This is a genomic window from Paenibacillus sp. FSL H8-0122 (assembly GCF_038005345.1).
GTDB lineage: Bacteria > Bacillota > Bacilli > Paenibacillales > Paenibacillaceae > Paenibacillus_AQ.
In genome coordinates, this window is the sequence record NZ_JBBOTB010000001.1 from 3820050 (window position 1) to 3840140 (window position 20091).

The following is a 20091-nucleotide window of genomic DNA, read 5'->3' on the forward strand; positions in this document are numbered from 1 at the left end:
GCGCCTCCTTTATTAATACAGTCTGGCTTCGCCCATACGCTTCGCGGCATTATTCGCCATGAACAGCAGGATGAAGCTGACGACCGTCTTGAACATTCCCGCTGCGATGGACAGGGAGAAATTACTCTGGGCAATTCCGTATTTCAGTACGAATATATCAATGTTCTCGGAATAGTCCACATTCATGCCGTTGCCCAGCAGGTACTGCGGCTCGAATCCCGATTCCAGCAGATAGCCGATATTCATAATGAGCAGGACAATCACAACAGACTTGATGCCCGGAAGCGTGACATAGATCATTTTCTTGAACCGGTTCGCACCGTCGATCTCCGCTGCTTCATACTGTGTGGGATCAATTGTGGTCATAGCGGCCAGGTAGACGATGGTGTTCCAGCCGATATCCTTCCAGACGGAGCTGGCTCCGAAGATGGTCCAGAAGTATTCCGGGATACCCAGGAACAGGATTTCATTGCCGCGGTCCAGGAAGCCCAGACCCACCAGCAGCTGGTTAATCGTACCATCCGGGGATAGCGTCGTCTGAATGATGCTCGCTGCCACGACCCAGGAGATAAAATGCGGCAAATAACTGACAGTCTGCACCACACGCTTGAAAGCAATATTGCGTATTTCATTAAGCAGCAAGGCCAGGGTGATCGCGGTGACGAAGCCGAAGAACAGGTTAATCGAGCTCATCGCCAGCGTATTGCGGAGCACCCGGAGGAAGCGGTCATCCCCGAACAGAAATTTGAAATGCTCGAAGCCAATCCAGGTCTGCTCCATGAACTTCCTGGCCGGCTTATAATCCTGGAAGGCAATACTCCAGCCCCACAGCGGCAAGTATTTGAATACAAACAGCCAGATTAGAAAAGGGACCGACATCACTGCCAAGGCCCGCTGCTGGCCCAGCTTTTTAAAGAACAGCCTCATCCGGCCCGGCTCCTTATCCGCCGCCGGCCGGGATAACGCGGGTACCGTATTTTTATCCATCCGTATCTCTCTCCTTCAGCACACCGGGCCGTCCAAGCGGCAGACAGGAAAGACCAGGATAGCTGTACAATCTGGTCTTTCCCGCCGATTCCGGCTACTCGTTCGCCAGTTCAACCTTCGCTTTGACTTGCTCGGTGGTCCATTTCTCGTAACCCGCAGTATCGAGCTTGCCGAATTCCTTCATATACTCCTCCCAGACCGCATCGAACTTATCCGGAGTCGTCAGCACCAGCTTAGGGAAATACTTCTTCGTCATTTCATCCTTGCTGGCTTCCCAGAGCTGTTCCGGGGAATTCTGCTCCTTCGCGAAGCCCCATGCCGGGAAGTATGGACGCGGAACCGGTTCAGCAAACAGCTGGCTGTAGGTCTGTACGCCGTATTTCTCTAAGATCGCCTTATCCTTGTCGGTCAGCGTCATCTGGAACACCTCCGGCTGGCTGGCAACATTCTTGGCATTTCCGTCAGCCAGTGTAGAGGTGGCATTATACATCGGCCAGTTCCAGCTGAAGTACTTGAAGCCGAAGCTCTCTCTGAACGGCTCGTCAATCTTGTCGATCTGCTCCTGCGTACGGAAGTAGCGGCCCTGTTCATTCACTTCATACGTTTCGCCCTTGATGCCCCAGGACATCAGGGTCTGGTTCTCTTCGGTCAGCATGTTGTCGAAGAACTGGATGATGCGGACCGGGTCTTTGGCACTGACTGTAATCCCGATTCCGCGGTTCGTTACCAGACCCCCAGGCGGATCAAGATAGGCATCCGGCGTGCCCTCCTCGAAGGTTACCGGCAGCGGGAAATACTTGAAGCCGTCCAGGGAAGGGTCTTTACGGGCGGCATCCTTCAGCACATTCAGCGCATTATCCACCTGCCAGCGGTAGTCGAAGAAGCCGAGCACCTTGTGGGAGGTTAATTTGGCGATATACTGGTCATAGTTATCGACGAAGGAGGCTTTATCGAACAGCCCGGCGGCATTGAGGTCATTCAGCGCCTTCAGCCACTTTTTGGTGGACTCTGCACCGGCATAGGTCTTGGCTTCCCAGGTATTGGTATCCACCGTAACGTTGCCGTCATTCGGATAGCCCATCAGATGCATCGGCGGGTTGGAGGTGGCGAAGAATCTCCAGTCATGCGTAAGGGAGACCATGCCCGTCAGATTCTCATCCTTGTGCTTGTCACGGTAATTCTTAATCAGCTCTATATATTGATCCAGCGTCTTGATCTTCGGATAACCCGCTTCCTCCAGCACGCGGCGCTGAACCCAGAACCCCGCACCCGCTTCCGGCTCAGGAATGAAATCGTTCACCTGGGCGGCAATCGGCAGGAAATAGATTTTACCATCCTTGGAGCGCATCTGATTCAGCGACTTGCCATACACACGCTGGATGTTCGGCCCGTACTTCTCAATCAGCTCGTCAAGCGGGATGAATGCGCCGGCATTCAGCACTTCCTCTATAGCGGCATCGGGAATCAGCACATCCGGGTAATCGTTGGCCGCAATCATGGTTCCGATCTTGGTATTGAGGTCACCCACGACGAATTCCAGCTTGAAATTGACACCGGTCTGATCCTCCAGCAGCTTGCCGATGGTCGTCTCATTGGTATTTCCGTCCTTCGATCCGGCTACCCCGTTGAAGATTTTGAACGTTACCTTGTCCTGCTTAGGCTCAGTCTCAGCAGTAGCGGCGGCGTTTGTCGGCTCCGTCGTTCCCGTATTCTTCTTGGTGTTATTCGGCCCCGAGCAAGCCGTCACCACGGATAACGAGACGACTGCCGTCAGAGCGAGAAGCCACATTCTCTTGCTTTTCCCCATTGCCTGTACTCCCCCTTGTATATTCATGGTTTAGTGCTCCTTTAGTATAAAAGCGTTTACATTTCTCCGTTACCCGTGAAATTATGGCTTCTCCTTTGAAAACTATGGATGAACTGGAATTCTCAGCTCAATCCGTGTCCCTTCACCCGGTCTGCTGTCCACCTGGAAGATTGCGCGTCTGCCATACAGCATGGTTACTCTGTAGATTACATTCTGTATTCCGATCCGCTCGCCGATAATTCCTTCCATGTCGAGGTATCCGTACAGAGTGTCAACCTGCTCACTGCTCATGCCAATCCCGTTGTCCGCCACTTGGAAGACCACCTCATCCCCCTCCACGCTGATGCGGATCTCAATGCTTCCGCCTTTTTTGAGCGGCTCGATGCCATGAATACTGGCGTTCTCCACGAAGGGCAGGAACACCATTTTGGGGACTACGCAGGCGTAGGCCTCAGGCTGCACCTCGATATGATAGCTCAGCTTATCCTCGAACCGGTATTTCTGGATATCCAGAAAACAGAGAATGAAGCCCAGCTCCTCCTCCACGCTCACCCACTCCTTATTCCAGGTCAGCGAGCTGCGCAGGATCATCGCCATGCTCTGGATGATTTTGGCCGTCTCGTTCTCCTGCTTCAGCAAGCTCCGCATCCGAATCGTCTCCAGCGCATTGAACAGGAAGTGCGGGTTAATCTGGCTCTGCAGAGCATTTAGCTGCGCCTTCCGCCGCTCCAGCTCCAGCGACTTCTTCTGAATCTCCGTTAGATACACATCGTTAATCAGGGCCTTAATCTGCATAATCATACTGTTGAACTCCAGGGTCAGCTGGCCGATCTCATCGCGCGATTCCCCGTGCATGATCGTCTGGAACTGCTGCGTCTTCACCTTTTTCATATGCTTCAGAATCTCAATAATCCGGAGGTTGATCGAACGGGTAATGATCAGAATAATAACGGTGGGGACAACCATCATCAGGCAGGCCGACCAGAGGATGAAATAGCGGGATTTCAGCACCTCCTTGATGATCTCCTTCTCATTCACTGTGCCGACAATCTGCCAGCCGGACAGATAGCTGATACTGCCGTATTCCTTCTCGAAATCAATAAGTTGCTCCTGCTTCAGGGAGGCATACAGCGGCCGGTCCTTCCCCTGCCAGTCAATGGCCCGGTTAGTCGTATATTCAATCCGCCCCTCCGGTCCCAGCAGAGACACATCCCCCTGCACGTTCAGATTGGCGAAGACCTCCATCAGATCAATCGTCTTAAAATCAATCTTCACCAGCTTCTCCTTGTCCATCCGGTCCGCGAAGTAATCCATCCGCCTTAGCACGGAGAAGGACTGGAAGCGGCCGTCTGCTTCATTAATCCGCACAAATATCGGCTGGGAGGAGGCTTCCTGCATCCACTCCTTATACCAGACACTCTCGCGGACCTCCCCGGACAGAATCCCGATATTCCCTGAATTCAGCAACGTGGGGTTATCCACATAGATGGTTTTATTTTGCAGCGAGGAAGAGAACGGGGAATAGTTGTTCAGGGTGGACCGGAGATAGAGGTCGTACGCCTCAACATAGTCTTCAGTCTGTGTGAAGTTACGGTCCAGCACCTCATTGGTCTTGTAATCCGCATAGAAAAAAGAGGATAAGCCCACGGCCTGATCCACCATCAGCCGGAACTCATTCTTAATCTGTTCCACTGCCAGATCTATGTCCTTGATCCGCTGCGCCTTCACATTTCCGGTAATCGTGTTGTAGAAGATCACATTCGTGAGAATAATCGGAGCGATGACCCCGAGGAAATAGACGAGGAACATTTTATTCCTGAGCCGGATATTATTCAGCAGCTTCATGCAGCGCCTCCTCCTGGCATTAACGGTTGCCCGTCCGGTTTCTATATTCTGTAGGCGTCCTCTGCTCCAGCTTCTCGAACTGGGTGACGAAATAATCGGCATTCTTGAATCCAACCTGCTCGGCAATTTCATAGATCCGCAGATCGGTCTGCCGCAGCAGCTTCTTGGCCTCGGTGATACGCAGCTGGAGCAGATAGTCATTGAAGTACATGCCGTAGTTCTTCTTGAACACCTGGCCAAGATAGGCCGAGTTCATATAGAACTGGCCTGCGATCTGCTTGAGGTTCAGGTTCTCATGGAAGTTCCGGTCCACATAAGACTTGATTCTATACAGCCCGCTGCTGCCGTAGCTCTGGTATAGCTCTTGAATCCGCTCCGCCGCTTCCAGCGCAAAGGCTTCGAACAAGGACCTCAGTTCCGCCAGCGTGATGTTATGATCCGGCCAGTTCATCATCGGGACAAGGCTCGCCAGCTGCTTCTCATCCCCCTCCATGCTCCGTATAGTATGCAGCACACTATGGACGCACTGAATGGCTACGGCCTTCATCGCTTCCCGCGAGACCAGCTTCTCCTGAAATTCTGCGAACAGCTTACCGATCCCGCCCATGATCTCCGCGTGCTGATTCTCCTCAATCGCTTCAATCAGCGCCTGAAACACCCTACTACTGGCATGGATATAGTTCAGGGACAGACCGGCAATATCAGAGGACAGCAGAATCGGCTGGGCAGGCCGGACATATTTGTACTCCACCGTCTCCTTGGCTGAGGTATACGAATGCTTCAGCTCCTGAAGCTTGCTTACCGGCCTGCCCGCATACGCCTGAACCTGCAAAGGATAACGCTCGTAGAGCTTGCTTAGACAATCCGCCACGAAGCTGCGCAGCTCTCCTGCATGACTCGCCAGATAATGTTCCGGCACAATGAAGCCGAAGAACCTCCGGTGCTCATAGATAATAGGCGTCTCTGCTGTGAACTGCTGCACCGCCTGCCGGATCGCATCCTTCAGCTCCGCCTTGCCGGGCATGGACTGCCCGTTCCAGGGGAACACATTATTCACCTCCAGCAGCACATAGCTGAACTGGCGGGACCCCGCCTCTGTCCACTGCTGCTCCCAGGCGTCAAGCACTTCATCCGCCGCTTCCCCCCGGATCAGCGCCTCCACCCGCTTCTCGCCCTCATGAATGCTCAGCCGGTCCTGGAGCTGCTTGCGCGCAGTGAATAAATCGCGGAACTTGTGAAGCGCTTTCACAATTTCGTGCTCATTAATCGGCTTCAACACATAGTCCAGCACGCCATACCGGACAGCCTGCTGGGCATACCGGAAGTCGTTATATCCGCTGATAATGATAAATTCCGTTCCAAGCTGCTCCCCGGTCACCGCCTCAATCAGCCCGATGCCATCCAGAACCGGCATGCGGATATCGGTGATTACGAGCTGCGGCCGCTTGGCCCGGATCAGCTCCAACGCATCTTCCCCGTTGTCTGCCTCATCCACTATCCTGAATCCACTGCCCTCCCAGTCAATCATTCCAATCAGGCCCTTGCGGACAAACAGCTCATCATCGACAATAATGATCCCGTACATATTGGCATCCCCCCCTCCGTAAAATCTTAAAAAAGGGAATCCCCGACCTAAGTGAATGGTCAAGGGTTCCCGGATGACAAGGAATATTATAGAGTTAGGCGGGCCCGCAGTCTAGCCTACGATGACTTCCATGGATACCTGCTTCAGGCCCGGATTCAGGTCCTTCTCCTCGGTGAGATCCAGAACGGGAGCACCATCAATGTCAAAATGCACGCGGCGCAGGCCGGAGCTTCGCGGTCCCTCGATTCCCGGTCTGGCGTGGTAGGCGTTCCAGATCAGCCCGTCCTCGTCCGTCACATAGGAATTATGGCCCGGCCCGTATTCCCCCGGCACGCTTCTGGAGGTCAGCAGCGGATAATTGCCCTTGGTCCAGCTCTTGATATCCAGCAGATCAGCCCCCTTGTCTGCGGTCAGCAGACCGACAACATAAGTAGCATCCACCGCTGCGCTGGCAAAAGTCACATACAGCTTATCATCGGTGTACAGAGCGAACGGACCTTCATCCACGAACGTATGGTTATTGGCCCAGCCGTAATCCGGCCGGGTCAGCAGCACCGGATCACTGGTCAGCTTCCATGGCTCCTGCGGGTCAATGGTAGCAATATAGACCCAGGCTCCCAGATCCACCGGCAGGAATTGGCGCTCCGACCATGCGGCATAGAGCTGGCCGTTCCAGCGGATGACCGTCATATCCAGAGAGATCGTCTTGCCTGCCTCGCACAGATAACTGCCGTCCTTCTTCACTACCCGGCGGGGCTTGGACCAGTCCGCAGCATTCATGGGATTCCCGCCCGGGCTCAGCTTCATCACATGCGATTCCTCGTGGAAGAACTCGCCGGGTGTGGCGGCATGGAAAATATACAGCTCGTCTTCAATGATATGAAATTCCGGCGCCCACAGCAGGCCGCCAATCTCTTCATATGTGGAGGAATCGAGGATCAGGGCTTCCCCGGCTGTTACCAGCCCGGGAATCGTATCGGCTTCCCTCATATACAACGTATGTTCCTTATCCGCATCATTAGTCGCAATGAAATAATATTTTCCCTTCCACCGTGTAATGCAAGGGTCCGCACGGTTAAGTGCAATCGGGAATGGAAAATGATCCTGATGGATTTCCCCGGAGATGCTGTAGGTTCCGGCCTTGTCCCAGTTGATGGCATCCGTGTTCCAATGAACTCTTTTGGCAGCCTGCGTACCATCACTGTAAAGGGCCGTTGCCCGGACTGCCTTCACATCCTCCACCGATGCCGCATTCACACGGTCCGGTACCACGACAGCAATGTTCTCCGGCACCGTAAGCTTGCAGAAGAGTCTGCGGGCGATCCCGGCGGAGACAGAGATCACATTACGCGGCTGGATTCCCTCGATATCCGCCTGCACCGCTTCCAGCGTGAACGGCTCCGCTTCCACCGGTTCCGAGACATTCGTAAGGCTCATAATGTCGGCGGTGAAATTCTCATAGCCCTGACCCTGCCCGTCGATCCAGCGGATCAGGTAACCGCTGCGCTGCGGGTCATAGGTGCAGTAGACATCGCTTACATGAGTGTCTGCCTTAAGCTCCAGCAGTCCAATCTCACTGTATTGCAGCAGATCGGCTGAAGAGAATAGCAGTACCTTCCCTTTGCTTTGGTCATCCGCTTCACCGTCTGCCTCGGTGCGCACAGCAAGGACGCCGAAATTCCCGTCTGCCAGGTAGAAGAGATACGGCTGCTTCAGGCTTTTGGCCCGAAGTGTCCCATCCTCATTCTCCGTCGCCTTGGCGAACAGAACACCCGAGTTATGATTCAATGCCTGATACTGGCCCCTCTCCGTCTTGTAAGCCAGGTGCATACTATAAGCCAGCTTCGATGCATACACGATATCCTCCTGCGGCAGTCTTGTGTAACAAAGGATATCTTTCCGATCTTCGTTTTGTTGTGGTATCATGGTTCCATAGCCTTCTTTCATATTGATAATTACTAATAACAATAATCACGCGCTGTTCGGGTAACCTTCGAATTCACTCTTATATCCACTACAAATTATAGAGATTCACTGAAATTCTAACAATGATATTTACTGACCATTAATTGATCTATCCGCAGAAAGGAGAAGCCCATGCCCACAATTCACTACGTGGAATACGATGCCGCACATCCGGCCAATTTCGTCTACAGTATCCCCGAAGGACTGGACGCCTGGCTTCTTGTCCTGACCCAGACTCCGGCGGTGTTTGAAGTGGGCGGTGAATTGAAGGAGTTTCCCGCTCACTCTGTCGCTTTGTATCCTCCAGGGCACAATATCTATTACCGCGCCTGCTCCCGGAGGTATGTCAACGACTGGGTCCGTTTCGATGCGGATGAATCGTATATCACCGAAAGCGTCCTGCCGCTGGGCAGCCCGTTCTCCCTGCCCGATCCGGGGTATTGCCATCAGCTGTTCCAGCTGCTGACGCTGGAGAACTCGTTCCAGAACGATTACCGGGAGCTGTCCATTGACTACCTGTTCCGTCTCTTGTTCAACAAGCTGTCCGAAGCGTCCCAGGACAAGCTGACACCGCAGTATTATAATCTGCTGGAGCTGCGCAAGACGCTGTACAGCAATCCGGGCCACCCTTGGACTGTATCCTCGATGGCCGGGTATCTGCACATCAGCACCGGCTACCTCCAGACCATCTACAAATCTGCCTTCGGCATCTCCTGCATGGAGGATGTCATCCAATGCCGGATCCGGCTGGCCAAGGAGAAGCTGGGCTTCGGCCAGCACAAAATCGCCGAGATCGCCGCCCTCTGCGGCTACGCCAATGTCGAGCATTTCTGCCGCCAGTTCCGCCAGCTTACCGGCTTCTCTCCCCGCGCCTACCGGGAGAAGCTGAATTCCCGGGAGCCGCAGGTGCGGAAGGGGGAATAGCGGGAGTGTAATAAGGTCGGAGTTAGATGAGGCTAAGGTGGGAGTTAGTTAGGAGTATGGCAAAGGGTATGTGGAAATGTGAATACATCGTTGCTCCAACTATGGGCACCCTCTCGCCGCCGCCCAATGTAATCGGTTTTTCGACTACATTCCATCCTCGCGCTTCCGCCTAGCCAAATGTGATCGGTTTTTCGACTACATTCCATCCTCGCGCCTCCGCCACGCCCAATGTAATCGGTTTTTCGACTACATTCCATCCTCGCGCCTCTGCCTAGCCCAATGTAATCGGTTTTTCGACTACATTCCATCCTCGCGCCTCTGCCATGCCAAATGTAATCGGTTTTTCGACTACATTTGCTCCACACGCACCCGCACTGCCCAATGTGTTCGGTTTTCGCATACATTTGGCCCACATAGCAGAGCAGCGACCCTCCACTATCAGGAGAATCGCTGCTCTGTTTAATTTATTCCGTTGTGAGCCTGTGAGGAGTTACTTACTCCGCCGCCCCGCCAAGCACCGGCAGCACGGCACCGTCCCGCACAAACAGCGGAATCTGCGTAAGCGGCGCATCGACCGTAATAGCCTGTCCGCCGGCATAGGCAGTGCCGGTATAGACATGGGTCCACTCGGAGCCGGACGGCAGGTACACGTTGCGAGCCCGTTCACCCTCGCCCAGCACCGGGGCGACCAGCAGATCGGGACCGAACATATACTGGTCCTCGATATCCCAGGCCGCCGGGTCCTGCGGGAAGTCATAGAACAGTGGACGCATAGGCGGCGTGCCCTTCTCATGTGCCGCTTGCATCAGCCCGCGGATATATGGCTTCAGCCGCTCCCGCATCTGCATGAACTCCTTGAAGATGACATACGCCTCATCCCCGTAGCTCCACACTTCATTATCCGAGCCGCTTCCGCATACGCCCCCGCCCCGCGTTCCGGTGGGCGGAACAAAAGGGGAACGGTCCCCGTGCAGCCTGAACACCGGAGAGAACGCGCCGTACTGGAACCAGCGGACCATCAGCTCCCGGAAGGAGGCGTCTGCCGGATTACCGCCGTGGAAGCCGCCGATATCGGTGGTCCACCATGGAATCCCGGCCACGGCCATATTCAGTCCGGCCCGCACCTGGATGCTGAGCACCTTGAAGCTGGAGTGAATATCTCCGGACCATACGAGCGCCCCGTAGCGCTGGCTGCCCGCCCAGGCGGTACGGACCAGATTGATGATATTCTCCTGGCCTTCAGCCGCCATACCGTCATAGAAGGTCTGGCTGTATTTCATGGGGTAGATATTGCCGATCTGCTTGCTGGAGCCGATATGATAACGGTAGATATCATGGTCATAGACCGTCAGCTCCGGCTCCGCCTCATCGAGCCAGAAGACCTTGATTCCTTTGTCATAATAATTCTGCTTAATCAGTCCCCACAGGAACTTACGGGCCTCTGGATTCGTCGCATCGAAGATCGCATTCTGGCCGAGGAACTGGAATTGCGTCCGCACGCCGCGGTCTGAGCGCAGCAGGTACCCTTTTTCCAGCATCTCCTTATAATTCTCGCTCTCCGTCTGGACAGTCGGCCAGACCGAGACCATCAGCTCAATGCCCAGCTCCTGCAGCTCCTGCACCATCGCCTCAGGATCGGGCCAATATTCCGGGTCAAACCGCCAGTCCCCCTGATTCGTCCAGTGGAAGAAATCAATGACGATGACGTCGATCGGCAGCCCGCGCCGTTTATGCTCCCTCGCCACCTCCAGCAATTCCTCCTGCGTACGGTAGCGGAGCTTGCATTGCCAGAACCCCATACCATACTCCGGCATCATCGGCACGGTTCCCGTAGCCTTGGCATAAGCCTCCTCGATCTCGGCAGGCGAGTCACCGGCGGTGATCCAATAATCCAGCTGCTTGGTCGACGGGGCTGTCCATTCGGTCACATTCAGGCTGAAATGCGCCTGTCCGATCGCCGGATTATGCCACAGGAACCCGTAACCGGCGCTGGACAGCACGAACGGAATACTGATCTGGCTGTTGCGGTGGGTCAGCTCCAGCGAGCAGCCCTTCAGATTCAGGAAGGAGTGCTGATACTGGCCCATGCCGTACAGCTTCTCTTGCGGGTCCGCCTCCAGCCGGAGCTTCACGGAGAAATCACTGCTCCCCGGAACCGCCGCCAGTTCTCTCCCGCCATATTTTAACTGATACGTATCCTCTGTCTCGTTAAGGAGCAGCTTGCCGTGCTGGTTATAGAAGAAGATCTGCCCCTTGTCCGTTATTTCCGCCCGGATATTTCCGTTCACAATACTCGCGCGTTCTGGGGTAATCGATATATGACTCAGCGTCTGCACAGCAGGCAGAAGCGCCCACTGCTCATCGGTAATCTCCGCATACGAAGCCCGGATACGCAGCGAATGCTCTCCCCAAGGCTCTATCCAGACTCTCTCATGGTCATATTCTCTGATCAGTCTGCCATTCTCTTCACGAAACATAGCGCGATCCCTCCAACAGTTCTATAATAAGGTTGCAACCACATTATAAATAGTGCAAAGCCGCTATACTATACATAAAAGTACGCATCTATCATACGATATTACGATTGTGTGGAGGGAATAAGATGAGTGAAGCGTTCGAGGACAAGCCTTATCCATGGAAAAAAGAGCACACGGAAATTCCCGAGGGCCTGTTTCCCATCAATGTATTTCATATCTGCTTTCCGGACCGCAGCATTATTCCGCCTCACTGGCATGACCATCTCGAATGGATTCTCGTGACCAAGGGCCGCTTCCGCGTCCAGGTCGGCCCCCACTCCAGAGAGCTGGTACAGGGTGAGCTTGCCTTCGTCAGCCGTCCGCAGATTCATGCGGCCTACCCGACAGAGGATGGCAGTGAGCTATATGCGGTTGTCTACAACGAAGCGCTGCTGAACGGCATGCGGGACCTGACTGAGCTTCAGCATATCCGGCCGCTGCTCTCCGGTGAGATCCGGCTGCCCGCCTTCTATGGGACGGATCAGCCGGTTACCCGCCAGATCAGAGGATGCGTTGAACAGATTATCTACAGCTACCAGAGCAAGAGCCCCGGGTTCGAATTATGTATCAAAGGCGGCCTGTTCTCTTCCCTGGGTCTGGCTTATCCCCTGGCAGAGTTCACAGTACCGCCTTCCAAAAAAGACCGGCAGGAGACGGGCATCCAGCCCCTGCTGATTCACCTTAGCAACCATTTCCATGAACCGCTGACTGTGGAGGAGGCCGCACGGATCTGCTGTGTGACCCCCAACTACTTTTGTCATCTGTTCAAAAAGAATACCGGCAAGACCTTAATCGAATATGTGAACATGCTGCGGGTGCATGAGGCCAGCCGCCTGCTCCAGCTTCGCCGGTATTCAATTCAGGAGGTTGCCTTCAGAGTCGGGTTCACGGGCCTGACGTATTTTGGAAGAATATTCAAGCAGCATACATCGATGACACCCAGCGAATATGCTTCCCATTTCCAGACCCGGGCTTAATCCTCTCTGTGATAACGGAAATAACCGAAATCGGCATAGCCGCCCGTCTGCCGGGTCGCATAATTGAACAAGCCAATCCGGTAGCCCATGAAATGATCCAGTGTGTATTTCATATGCAGGGTCTGACCAATGGAATGCCACACCTCACCATCCCCTGAATAGAAGAACCTGGCTTCATCCACACCATCCTTGAAGTTGAAATCAATCCTGAGGGAGATGCGCTCCCCTGTGAATGGGATACTCTCCACCACTTCAACGCCATCGTCACCCTGGATACACATCTCCACGGTGAACTGTCCCTGCTCTCCGGCTGTCACCCCAACCGTGCCGTACCCGGACTGGAGAGCAACCATACCGGCCCGGTCCCCTTCGTTCATGCCGCCCAGATACAGCAGCGTCTCGGCACTGCAAGCCGGACCCTCCGTCCGCTGGGTCAGCGTATTGCGCGCCGTCAGGACACTGTCTGCCGTCCGGCCTGTACGCAGACGCAGACAGCCCGGCCGCTCGGTAACCGACCATAGCCCGTTATCGGGATTATGGTTCCATTGCCACTGAAGCGCCAGCCGGTTCTCCGCATACTCGAACTCATCGCTGATCACAAGCTTCTTCGGCTCCCCGGCGGGAAGCTTCGTCCCGAAGGACACCGGAGCCTTGCCGCCATCCCCGATCACCGGCCAGTCGTTCTCCCAGGTCACAGGGAACACGCAGGGAATACGTCCAACCGCCCCGTGATCCTGGAACAGTACAGCGTACCAGTCTCCTTCCTCTGTATCCACCAGCCCGCCTTGCGCCACGCCGTTATTGCGGTAGCCCAGATCATCATCCAGAACAACCCTATGCTCATATGGACCCAGCAGCTCCCGGGAGCGGTAGCATAGCTGTCTCCTGCGCTGATTCCCCGCCGACGGCCATTCAATGAAAAAGAGGAAGTAGTAGCCGTCCCGCTTATGGGCGTGACAGCCTTCCATCCGCAGCATGATGTCCTTCCGCTCGCCTTCCAGCAGCAGCTGATCCGTTCCGCCGGGCTTCACAGCCGTCAGATCCGCTGTCAGCTCCCGGACCCGGATATCCCCGTTCCCGTAGATCACGTAATTGCGGCCGTCATCATCCAGCAGCAGCGCCGGGTCATGGTACAGCCCCGGAATAACCGAACGCTCCCATGGCCCATGCTCAATATTCCGGGTCTGGTAGATATAGAACTGATCCATGTCATTGGAGGAGAAGCATACATAGAAGGTCCCGTTCTTGTGACGCAACGATGCCGCCCACGAGCCGCTGGCATAGATGCCTTTGCCGTCCTCCAGCCGGTGGGCCTCGTTGTCCTCGAAGGTGTCATAGACGTAAGCCACTATCTCCCAGTCCTTCAGATTCACCGATTTCATAATCGGGCAGCCCGGCATGGAGTGCATGCTGGTACTGACCATATAGAACACCGGGCCGACCCGGATGACATCCACATCCGGGACATCTGCCCATATCACTGGATTGGTAATTCTGGCTGTATTCAAAGTGCCCGCCCCCTTGATGTTAGTTATGCTGTGGTGTGAACTGCCAGGCAGCCAGCTTGAACAAGCCCTTATCGCTCTCTCCTGTGAACACCAGATAGAGGTTGTGAACTCCCTCCGCTCCCTGGACCTCTGTCTTCAATTCCACCCATTCCTGCGAGCCGTCCGCCGCCGGAACCGTCAGTCTGCCGATAACCGGACCCGCTGGCTCATCCAAATGCAGCTCCAGCACGCCGCCCGCTTCCAGGCTCAGGACCGAGACTTGGAACGACTCAGCTCCGCTGCCGAAGTCTACCCCGGATAGTCCGATCCAACCGCCTTGCTCCACATCCGTTACGGCCTGAACTCCGCCCTCGGCCAGGTATTCTGTCTTCACCCCTGCGCTCCAGCTCATCGTTGCCGCCGGAATCCGTTCATACGGGTTCAACGTTGCAAGCTGCTGCACACCTTCGTAATCCGCATGGATCTCGGGAATGGACCCGTCCTCATGATGAGTCAGGCGGTTAAGATGGGTGGAGCGGTAGCCGTTCGCAATCCCTTGGGCCTTGGACAAGGTCTGGGCGTGATAAGCAATATACCAGTTGTCATGGAACTGGAAGACCGCATGATGGTTATTCCCGGATACGCCGAAGAAATGTCCCGGATTCTTCAGAATCGTCCCCTGATAACTCCATGGGCCCATTGGACTGTCACTCGTCATATAAGCGATCTCTCCCGCAGGAGGGCTGCCTTCCGGCCGCTGCCCGTCATAGAAGTTCGAGCAGTAGGTATAATAGTAGACTCCGTTCCACTTATGGATTCCGGCATCCTCGAACATGAACGGGGCCGGAATGACTTTGGCTGTACCGACCACACTGGTCATGTCTTCACCCAGCGGCATCACCCGTGCTGTGCCCGGCTCGGCGAACTGTCCTTCCGGGACGCCGCCTCCGAAGTAGATATACCCCTTGCCGTCGTCGTCCAACAGCACTGCCGGGTCGAACAGCCAGGTCACATCCTCTACCCCGGGTGTGGAGCGCAGAATCAGTGCCTCCCCGATCGGGTCCACCCATGGACCCACCGGACTGTCACCCGACAGAACGCCGATGCCGCTGGCATTATTGGCGAAGTAGAGGAAGAACTTGTCCTGGCCGTCAATTACGGTATGAAGTGCTGCCGGTGCCCAGGACTGGGTTGCCCACTTCGCTGCACCCTCCGGTCCGGCTACGGCTATCGGACCATGATCGGTCCAGTTCACCAGGTCGGCGGACGAGATTACAGTAATCGTATTAATGCTGCTGTAGGAGTTCTCCTTCACGACACCGTTCTCATCATATTCCAGTGCGTCATTGGTCATGTACAGATAGACTCTGTCCCCGAATACCAGGGCATAAGGATCGGCTCCGTATCTGTGTGCCACCAGCGGATTGCCATTTGGCTGTACCTTGCCGGCAGCCTGCTTCAATTGAGTTGTCATTGAATTCCCTCCAGATATAATAAAGTGTCCTGCTTCCAATAATATTAGGATTGCGGTGCGGCCAGCTCAGCCAGCCGGGCGAATGAAGCCTTCGGCTGCTTCTGCTCATCGAACAGGAACGGCCAGTTCTTGCGTCCCCGGACGGGGAAGCCGTCCAGCCAGGTATAATCGTCAGCCACGCCCCAGAAGGTTACCGAATCAATAGAGTCCTTGAATTCCAGCAGAAGTGCAAAGATCTCGGCATACCGCTCCTCCTGAAGCTTCAGCATTTCAGCTGTTGGCGCTTTCAAATCCGTGCGCTTGTCGTCGTGACGGAACACGGAGAGGTCCAGCTCGGTAATATGGATCTTAAGCCCCAGCGACGCGTAGAGCTTAAGGGCACTACGAATTTCCTCAATGGAAGGGCCGTAGATATTCCAATGTCCCTGCATTCCGATCCCGTGAATCGGCGTATTCTGGTCCAGCAGGCTGCGCACGAGCTTGTAGATTTTTCCGCTTTTGACAGGATCGGTCTCATTATAGTCATTGTAGAACAGCAGCGCGTCAGGATCTGCCTGATGTGCCATTTCAAAGGCCTGACGGAGATAATCCTCGCCGATGATCTCAAGCCACCGCGTATCCCGCAGGTACTGGTCTGTTTTATCCTCAATCGCTTCATTCACTACATCCCAGGCATAGGCCCGTCCCCGGTAACGGCCCACTACCGTGTTAATGTGGGTTTGCAGGCGGGCAAGCAATTGTTCTCTGCTGCAGGCTCCGCCTTCCGCATCCTGGAACATCCAGTCTCCGGTCTGGTTATGCCACAGAAGCGTATGCCCCCGGACACCGATCCCGTGTGTCTCTGCGAATTCGAAGATACCGTCCGCAGCCTCGAAGGTGAACTCCCCTTCCTGCGGCTGAACCAGAGCCGGCTTCATCTCATTCTCGGCGGTGATGCTGTTGTAATGCTTGGCAATGAAAGGACCCTGGGCAGCTATAATGCCAGTACTGACGGCAGCCCCTATCTTGAAGGCCTCCCGGAACATCTCATGTAATGCAGGAATTTCGCTGCTCGCTTGCTTCATCTTTGCTAACCTCCTGTAGTTGATAACATTTTTGGACAACTCTCTCTATCATAACGCATTTGTATGCGTTTTCCATCACCATAGTAAAGACTTGGACCCTAATAAATAAATGGATACCCTATCCTTGTTCCGATTGGGCCTGTTCCCGGAAGGCCACCGGCTTGAGTGCGGTCCGTTTCTCGAACTCTCTTAAGAAATGGTGATAGTGTACGTAACCGACGCTCTCCACAATGCTTCTGACCGTATCGTGAGTGTCAATCAGCCGCTTCTTGGCTGCTTCGATCCGCAAATTATGAATGTACTCCAGAATGCTGATGCCGTGCTTTTTGATGAAGGCCTGGCCCAGATACACCGGATTGATATAGAAATGCTCTGCAATCTCTTTCACCGTCAGATGCTCCGAATAATGATCCCGCAGGAAGCATTCCACGCGGGTCAGCGGATGCTCGGAGTTACGCTCCTTGTGCTGGCGGATGTAGTTCATACTGGTGGAGAGCGCCGTCTCCAGGGTAACCTGCAGAGCTTCCAGGGACCTCGGCTCGGTTCTGAAAAAATCAAGCGTGCCGATCCACTGATCGTCCGCGCCCCCGAATTCCTTCAGCAGCTCCATACTCCGCAGCATGATATCCATGCCCGTCATCTGGACGACTCCCGGATCTGTCCGGTTCTCCTTGAACCCGCGGAACAATTCGCCCAGCTTCTCCGCAGCCTTATGCTCCTGCAGCCGTTCCACTGCGCTGATGATCTCCTCAATCAGCTCTGCGGAAGGAAGCGTGTAATTCACGTGTCCCTCGGCTTCACTGGCCGAATCCACCGGGCCGCATTCGTCCGAATAGAAGTAGTGGCGGGCGGCAGCGTCTGCCGCTTCGCGGTAGGAGACCGGCAGCTCGCGGAGGGAACGCACACTTGGCCCGATGCTGACCGAACCCTTTACTCCGCTATGGGTCAGCCCGGCGTATAGCTGCTCCGCCAGCCCTGCCGCCTCCCCCGAGCTCTCCACGACCAGCCCGGCCTGATCCCCGGGCAGATCAATGAGCATCGCACCGGCCGGTCCGGCCAGCTCCCGGCACAGCTCCGTAATCCGGCTGCTGTTGCCCTCCACATGCACATACGTCCACCCCGTGGCCGCCTCATCCAGGCGGTCCATCTGCTCAGCAGCTTCCTCATCCGGCTCTGCCCAGTGTCCCTCAAGCATGCGCGCAATGGCAAGCGGCAGCAGACGGCTGGACAGCATACTCTGCTGCATGGTCTGCTTAAGGCGCAGCTCCAGCTCATCCGTAATGTCTGTAAGCAGCTTATCCCATTCCGCATCCATAACCGGCTTCAGCAGGTAATGCCTTACCCCGTAACGGATGGCTGTTCTGGCATATTCAAATTCGCCGTAGCCGCTGAGCACGATGAAGACCGGCTGCTCCATATCAAGGCTGCGTACGCGCCGGATTAGCTCAAGCCCGTCAATCTCGGGCATGCGGATGTCCGTAATCACAAGATCGGGCGAGCTTCGTATAATGGCAGCCAGCGCTTCCTCCCCGTTCTCACAGGCGCCGCATACCTCGAAGCCCAGCTCCTCCCAGTCGGTCAGCGTCTGCAGCCCCTCTAAGGCAATCGTCTCATCATCTGCAAGCACTACTTTATACATGAGCACCCTCCTCTCCCGGAACCAGACTCAGGTCCCCCGGAATCTGGATGGTGATGACCGTCCGTTCGTATTCGGTGCTCTCAATACTGAACTCGGCTCTGCCGTTATAGTACAGCATGAGGCGTTTATACACATTGCGGAGGCCAACATTCTGTCCCGTATCCTCTTCTGTCTCCAGATGGGACTTAATCCATTCCAGCTTCTCCTTCTCGATTCCTTTGCCGTTATCAGTCACCACAATCAGCAGACCTGTCTCATTCCGCGAAGCGGACACGTGAATTTCCCTGGCCCATTTGACCGATTGCAGGCCATGCTTGCAGGAATTCTCCACCAGAGCCTGTATACTCATCTTGGGAATCCGGCAGTTCAGCACCTCAGGCGCAATATCCAGCACATAAGAGAACCGGTTCTGGAAGCGGAACTTCTCAATCTGCAGATACATCTCGATGAAGGATACCTCCTCCTCCACCGTAATCAGATCATCCTTCCAGCTCAGCAGCCTGCGCATAATCAGGGCCAGATTGCGGATGACATCGGTAACCTGTTCATATTTATACTTCTTACAGATGACCAGGATCGCATTCAGCGTATTAAAAAGGAAATGAGGGTCTACCTGACTCTCCAGATATTTCAGCTCCGCCCGTACCCGTTCCAGCTCCAGATCCTTCTTCTGGATCTCCAGCTTGTAGACATCATTGATCAGATTGCGGATTTTGCCAGTCATCAGATTGAAGCTGCGGATCAGACCACCGATCTCATCCTTCCCCTCATACATATCAATGCTCTCGAATTGTTCATATTTGACCAGCTTCATATGCTTGTAGAGCAGCCGTACCCGCAGATTGTAGGAGCGTATAATCACGATCATGAGCAGAGTGGGAATGATGATCGTCAGCAGCACCAGAATCAGCGAGTTCCTGAGCGCGCGTTCCATCTCATGGTTGATCTTGCGCCCTTCCGGTGTTCCGACCAGCCGCCAGCCCTTGGTGTAGGCCGCACTGCTCAGCGCCCGGACAATCTGCTTGGGCGGCTGGTCAAGGCTGGTGTCCACATTCAGCAAGGCACTCGCATCCAGCGAGGAGAAGGAACGGTTCGAGTCCAGCACAACCCGGTTCTTCTCGTCCAGCAGCTTGAAATCCAGATAGTCACGCTCCTTCTGGAACAGCTCCTGTACATTGTTCAGCCGCAGATCAATCCTCAGGTATTTCGTGTAGGGCTGGCCCGTGAAGTTATCCAGCTTGCGGATCAGACTGACCAGCACCTCCTGCTGCGGCGGATTCAGCGGGTTGGTTCCCTGATAAGAAGTCAGCAGCACCTTACCTGTGCTGCTTGAGATTTTACGGTACCATTCACTCTGCTTATCCGCGTACGATAGAATGAAGTAGCTGTTGCCGTTCTGGATCGTCGGATTAGAGGTGTATATCCCCATCCAGGAAATATAGGAGTGGAGCGTGCTGTACTGCCGCAGCTTATCCTTCAGTGAATCATTATAGGCATCATAATAAGCCTCATTATCCGGGTAGGCGTAATCCATCATTTCCATATAGGGCCGGTCCGCAGCCACCGTGTTGCTGATCGCCACGCATTCGTTCACGATCTGCATCAGGTCATAGGCCACCCGGTCTACCGAAATCTCCAGGTTCTCCCTCTCCCGTGCCTCCACATTACGGCTGATCTGCACATAAAAGAGGGCATTGATGCTAAGTATGGGGACGAGCACACACAGTAAGTAGATAAACAAAAACTTGTATTTAAGCGGAATATCATTGATGAAGGCAGATGGCTTCCGGTTATTCTTCATGCACGCCCCCTCCTTCCTCA

Annotated in this window: 14 protein-coding genes; 2 read left to right on the forward strand and 12 right to left on the reverse strand. The window is 54.7% G+C overall.

Features of this window, described 5'->3' with window-relative positions; genetic code table 11:
* Positions 1-12: 12 nt before the first annotated feature.
* The 5 genes from NSS64_RS16715 to NSS64_RS16735 form a co-directional block, all read right to left on the reverse strand.
* Entirely contained in the window at positions 13-987 is a 975-nt protein-coding gene (locus tag NSS64_RS16715; protein WP_036693425.1) for an ABC transporter permease, read from the reverse strand.
* A 94-nt stretch (positions 988-1081) separates the two neighbouring features.
* Positions 1082-2794 carry an ABC transporter substrate-binding protein gene (locus NSS64_RS16720; protein ID WP_341140853.1) on the reverse strand — a complete coding sequence of 571 codons (1713 nt, stop codon included), beginning with the start codon at positions 2792-2794 and terminating at the stop codon, positions 1082-1084.
* Between the two features lie 102 nt (positions 2795-2896).
* On the reverse strand, positions 2897-4639 hold the full coding sequence (locus tag NSS64_RS16725; protein ID WP_341140854.1) for a sensor histidine kinase: 1743 nt from the start codon (positions 4637-4639) through the stop codon (positions 2897-2899).
* 19 nt (positions 4640-4658) lie between these two features.
* Positions 4659-6224 (reverse strand): response regulator, encoded by a 1566-nt coding sequence (locus NSS64_RS16730; RefSeq protein ID WP_341140855.1) that lies wholly within the window; start codon positions 6222-6224, stop codon positions 4659-4661.
* A gap of 111 nt (positions 6225-6335) precedes the next feature.
* Positions 6336-8081 (reverse strand): family 43 glycosylhydrolase, encoded by a 1746-nt coding sequence (locus NSS64_RS16735; protein WP_341140856.1) that lies wholly within the window; start codon positions 8079-8081, stop codon positions 6336-6338.
* Between the two features lie 240 nt (positions 8082-8321).
* Here NSS64_RS16735 and NSS64_RS16740 point away from each other — a divergent pair, with 240 nt between their 5' ends.
* On the forward strand, positions 8322-9113 hold the full coding sequence (locus tag NSS64_RS16740) for a helix-turn-helix transcriptional regulator (RefSeq protein ID WP_341140857.1): 792 nt from the start codon (positions 8322-8324) through the stop codon (positions 9111-9113).
* Positions 9114-9384: 271 nt separating this feature from the next.
* Here NSS64_RS16740 and NSS64_RS16745 read toward each other — a convergent pair whose 3' ends face one another.
* Together NSS64_RS16745 and NSS64_RS16750 are read right to left on the reverse strand one after the other, a co-directional pair.
* On the reverse strand, positions 9385-9513 hold the full coding sequence (locus tag NSS64_RS16745; RefSeq protein ID WP_341140858.1) for a hypothetical protein: 129 nt from the start codon (positions 9511-9513) through the stop codon (positions 9385-9387).
* A gap of 94 nt (positions 9514-9607) precedes the next feature.
* Positions 9608-11590 (reverse strand): glycoside hydrolase family 31 protein, encoded by a 1983-nt coding sequence (locus NSS64_RS16750; RefSeq protein WP_341140859.1) that lies wholly within the window; start codon positions 11588-11590, stop codon positions 9608-9610.
* Positions 11591-11715: 125 nt separating this feature from the next.
* Here NSS64_RS16750 and NSS64_RS16755 point away from each other — a divergent pair, with 125 nt between their 5' ends.
* Complete coding sequence (locus tag NSS64_RS16755; protein ID WP_341140860.1) at positions 11716-12606, forward strand: helix-turn-helix domain-containing protein; 891 nt, start codon at positions 11716-11718, stop codon at positions 12604-12606.
* Here NSS64_RS16755 and NSS64_RS16760 read toward each other — a convergent pair.
* From NSS64_RS16760 to NSS64_RS16780, 5 genes are all read right to left on the reverse strand, one after another.
* On the reverse strand, positions 12603-14114 hold the full coding sequence (locus tag NSS64_RS16760; protein WP_341140861.1) for a glycoside hydrolase family 43 protein: 1512 nt from the start codon (positions 14112-14114) through the stop codon (positions 12603-12605). The two genes, NSS64_RS16755 and NSS64_RS16760, sit on opposite strands and share 4 nt — an antisense overlap.
* A gap of 19 nt (positions 14115-14133) precedes the next feature.
* On the reverse strand, positions 14134-15567 hold the full coding sequence (locus NSS64_RS16765; protein WP_341140862.1) for a glycoside hydrolase family 43 protein: 1434 nt from the start codon (positions 15565-15567) through the stop codon (positions 14134-14136).
* A 44-nt stretch (positions 15568-15611) separates the two neighbouring features.
* A complete protein-coding gene (locus NSS64_RS16770; protein ID WP_341140863.1) occupies positions 15612-16631 on the reverse strand; it encodes an endo-1,4-beta-xylanase in 1020 nt (339 codons plus the stop codon).
* A 118-nt stretch (positions 16632-16749) separates the two neighbouring features.
* A complete protein-coding gene (locus NSS64_RS16775) occupies positions 16750-18270 on the reverse strand; it encodes a response regulator (protein WP_341140864.1) in 1521 nt (506 codons plus the stop codon).
* Positions 18263-20071, reverse strand: a complete 1809-nt coding sequence (locus NSS64_RS16780; RefSeq protein WP_341140865.1) for a sensor histidine kinase — start codon at positions 20069-20071, stop codon at positions 18263-18265. The genes NSS64_RS16775 and NSS64_RS16780 overlap by 8 nt, the downstream gene beginning before the upstream one ends.
* Between the last annotated feature and the right edge of the window lie 20 nt (positions 20072-20091).

Bases quoted from the DNA above. Each gene is read 5' to 3' on its own strand.
- NSS64_RS16715 (WP_036693425.1), bottom strand. From the start codon at position 987: ATGGATAAAAATACGGTACCCGCGTTATCCCGGCCGGCGGCGGATAAG.
- NSS64_RS16720 (WP_341140853.1), bottom strand. From the start codon at position 2,794: ATGGGGAAAAGCAAGAGAATGTGGCTTCTCGCTCTGACGGCAGTCGTC.
- NSS64_RS16725 (WP_341140854.1), bottom strand. From the start codon at position 4,639: ATGAAGCTGCTGAATAATATCCGGCTCAGGAATAAAATGTTCCTCGTC.
- NSS64_RS16730 (WP_341140855.1), bottom strand. From the start codon at position 6,224: ATGTACGGGATCATTATTGTCGATGATGAGCTGTTTGTCCGCAAGGGC.
- NSS64_RS16740 (WP_341140857.1), top strand. From the start codon at position 8,322: ATGCCCACAATTCACTACGTGGAATACGATGCCGCACATCCGGCCAAT.
- NSS64_RS16745 (WP_341140858.1), bottom strand. From the start codon at position 9,513: ATGCGAAAACCGAACACATTGGGCAGTGCGGGTGCGTGTGGAGCAAAT.
- NSS64_RS16750 (WP_341140859.1), bottom strand. From the start codon at position 11,590: ATGTTTCGTGAAGAGAATGGCAGACTGATCAGAGAATATGACCATGAG.
- NSS64_RS16755 (WP_341140860.1), top strand. From the start codon at position 11,716: ATGAGTGAAGCGTTCGAGGACAAGCCTTATCCATGGAAAAAAGAGCAC.
- NSS64_RS16765 (WP_341140862.1), bottom strand. From the start codon at position 15,567: ATGACAACTCAATTGAAGCAGGCTGCCGGCAAGGTACAGCCAAATGGC.
- NSS64_RS16770 (WP_341140863.1), bottom strand. From the start codon at position 16,631: ATGAAGCAAGCGAGCAGCGAAATTCCTGCATTACATGAGATGTTCCGG.
- NSS64_RS16775 (WP_341140864.1), bottom strand. From the start codon at position 18,270: ATGTATAAAGTAGTGCTTGCAGATGATGAGACGATTGCCTTAGAGGGG.
- NSS64_RS16780 (WP_341140865.1), bottom strand. From the start codon at position 20,071: ATGAAGAATAACCGGAAGCCATCTGCCTTCATCAATGATATTCCGCTT.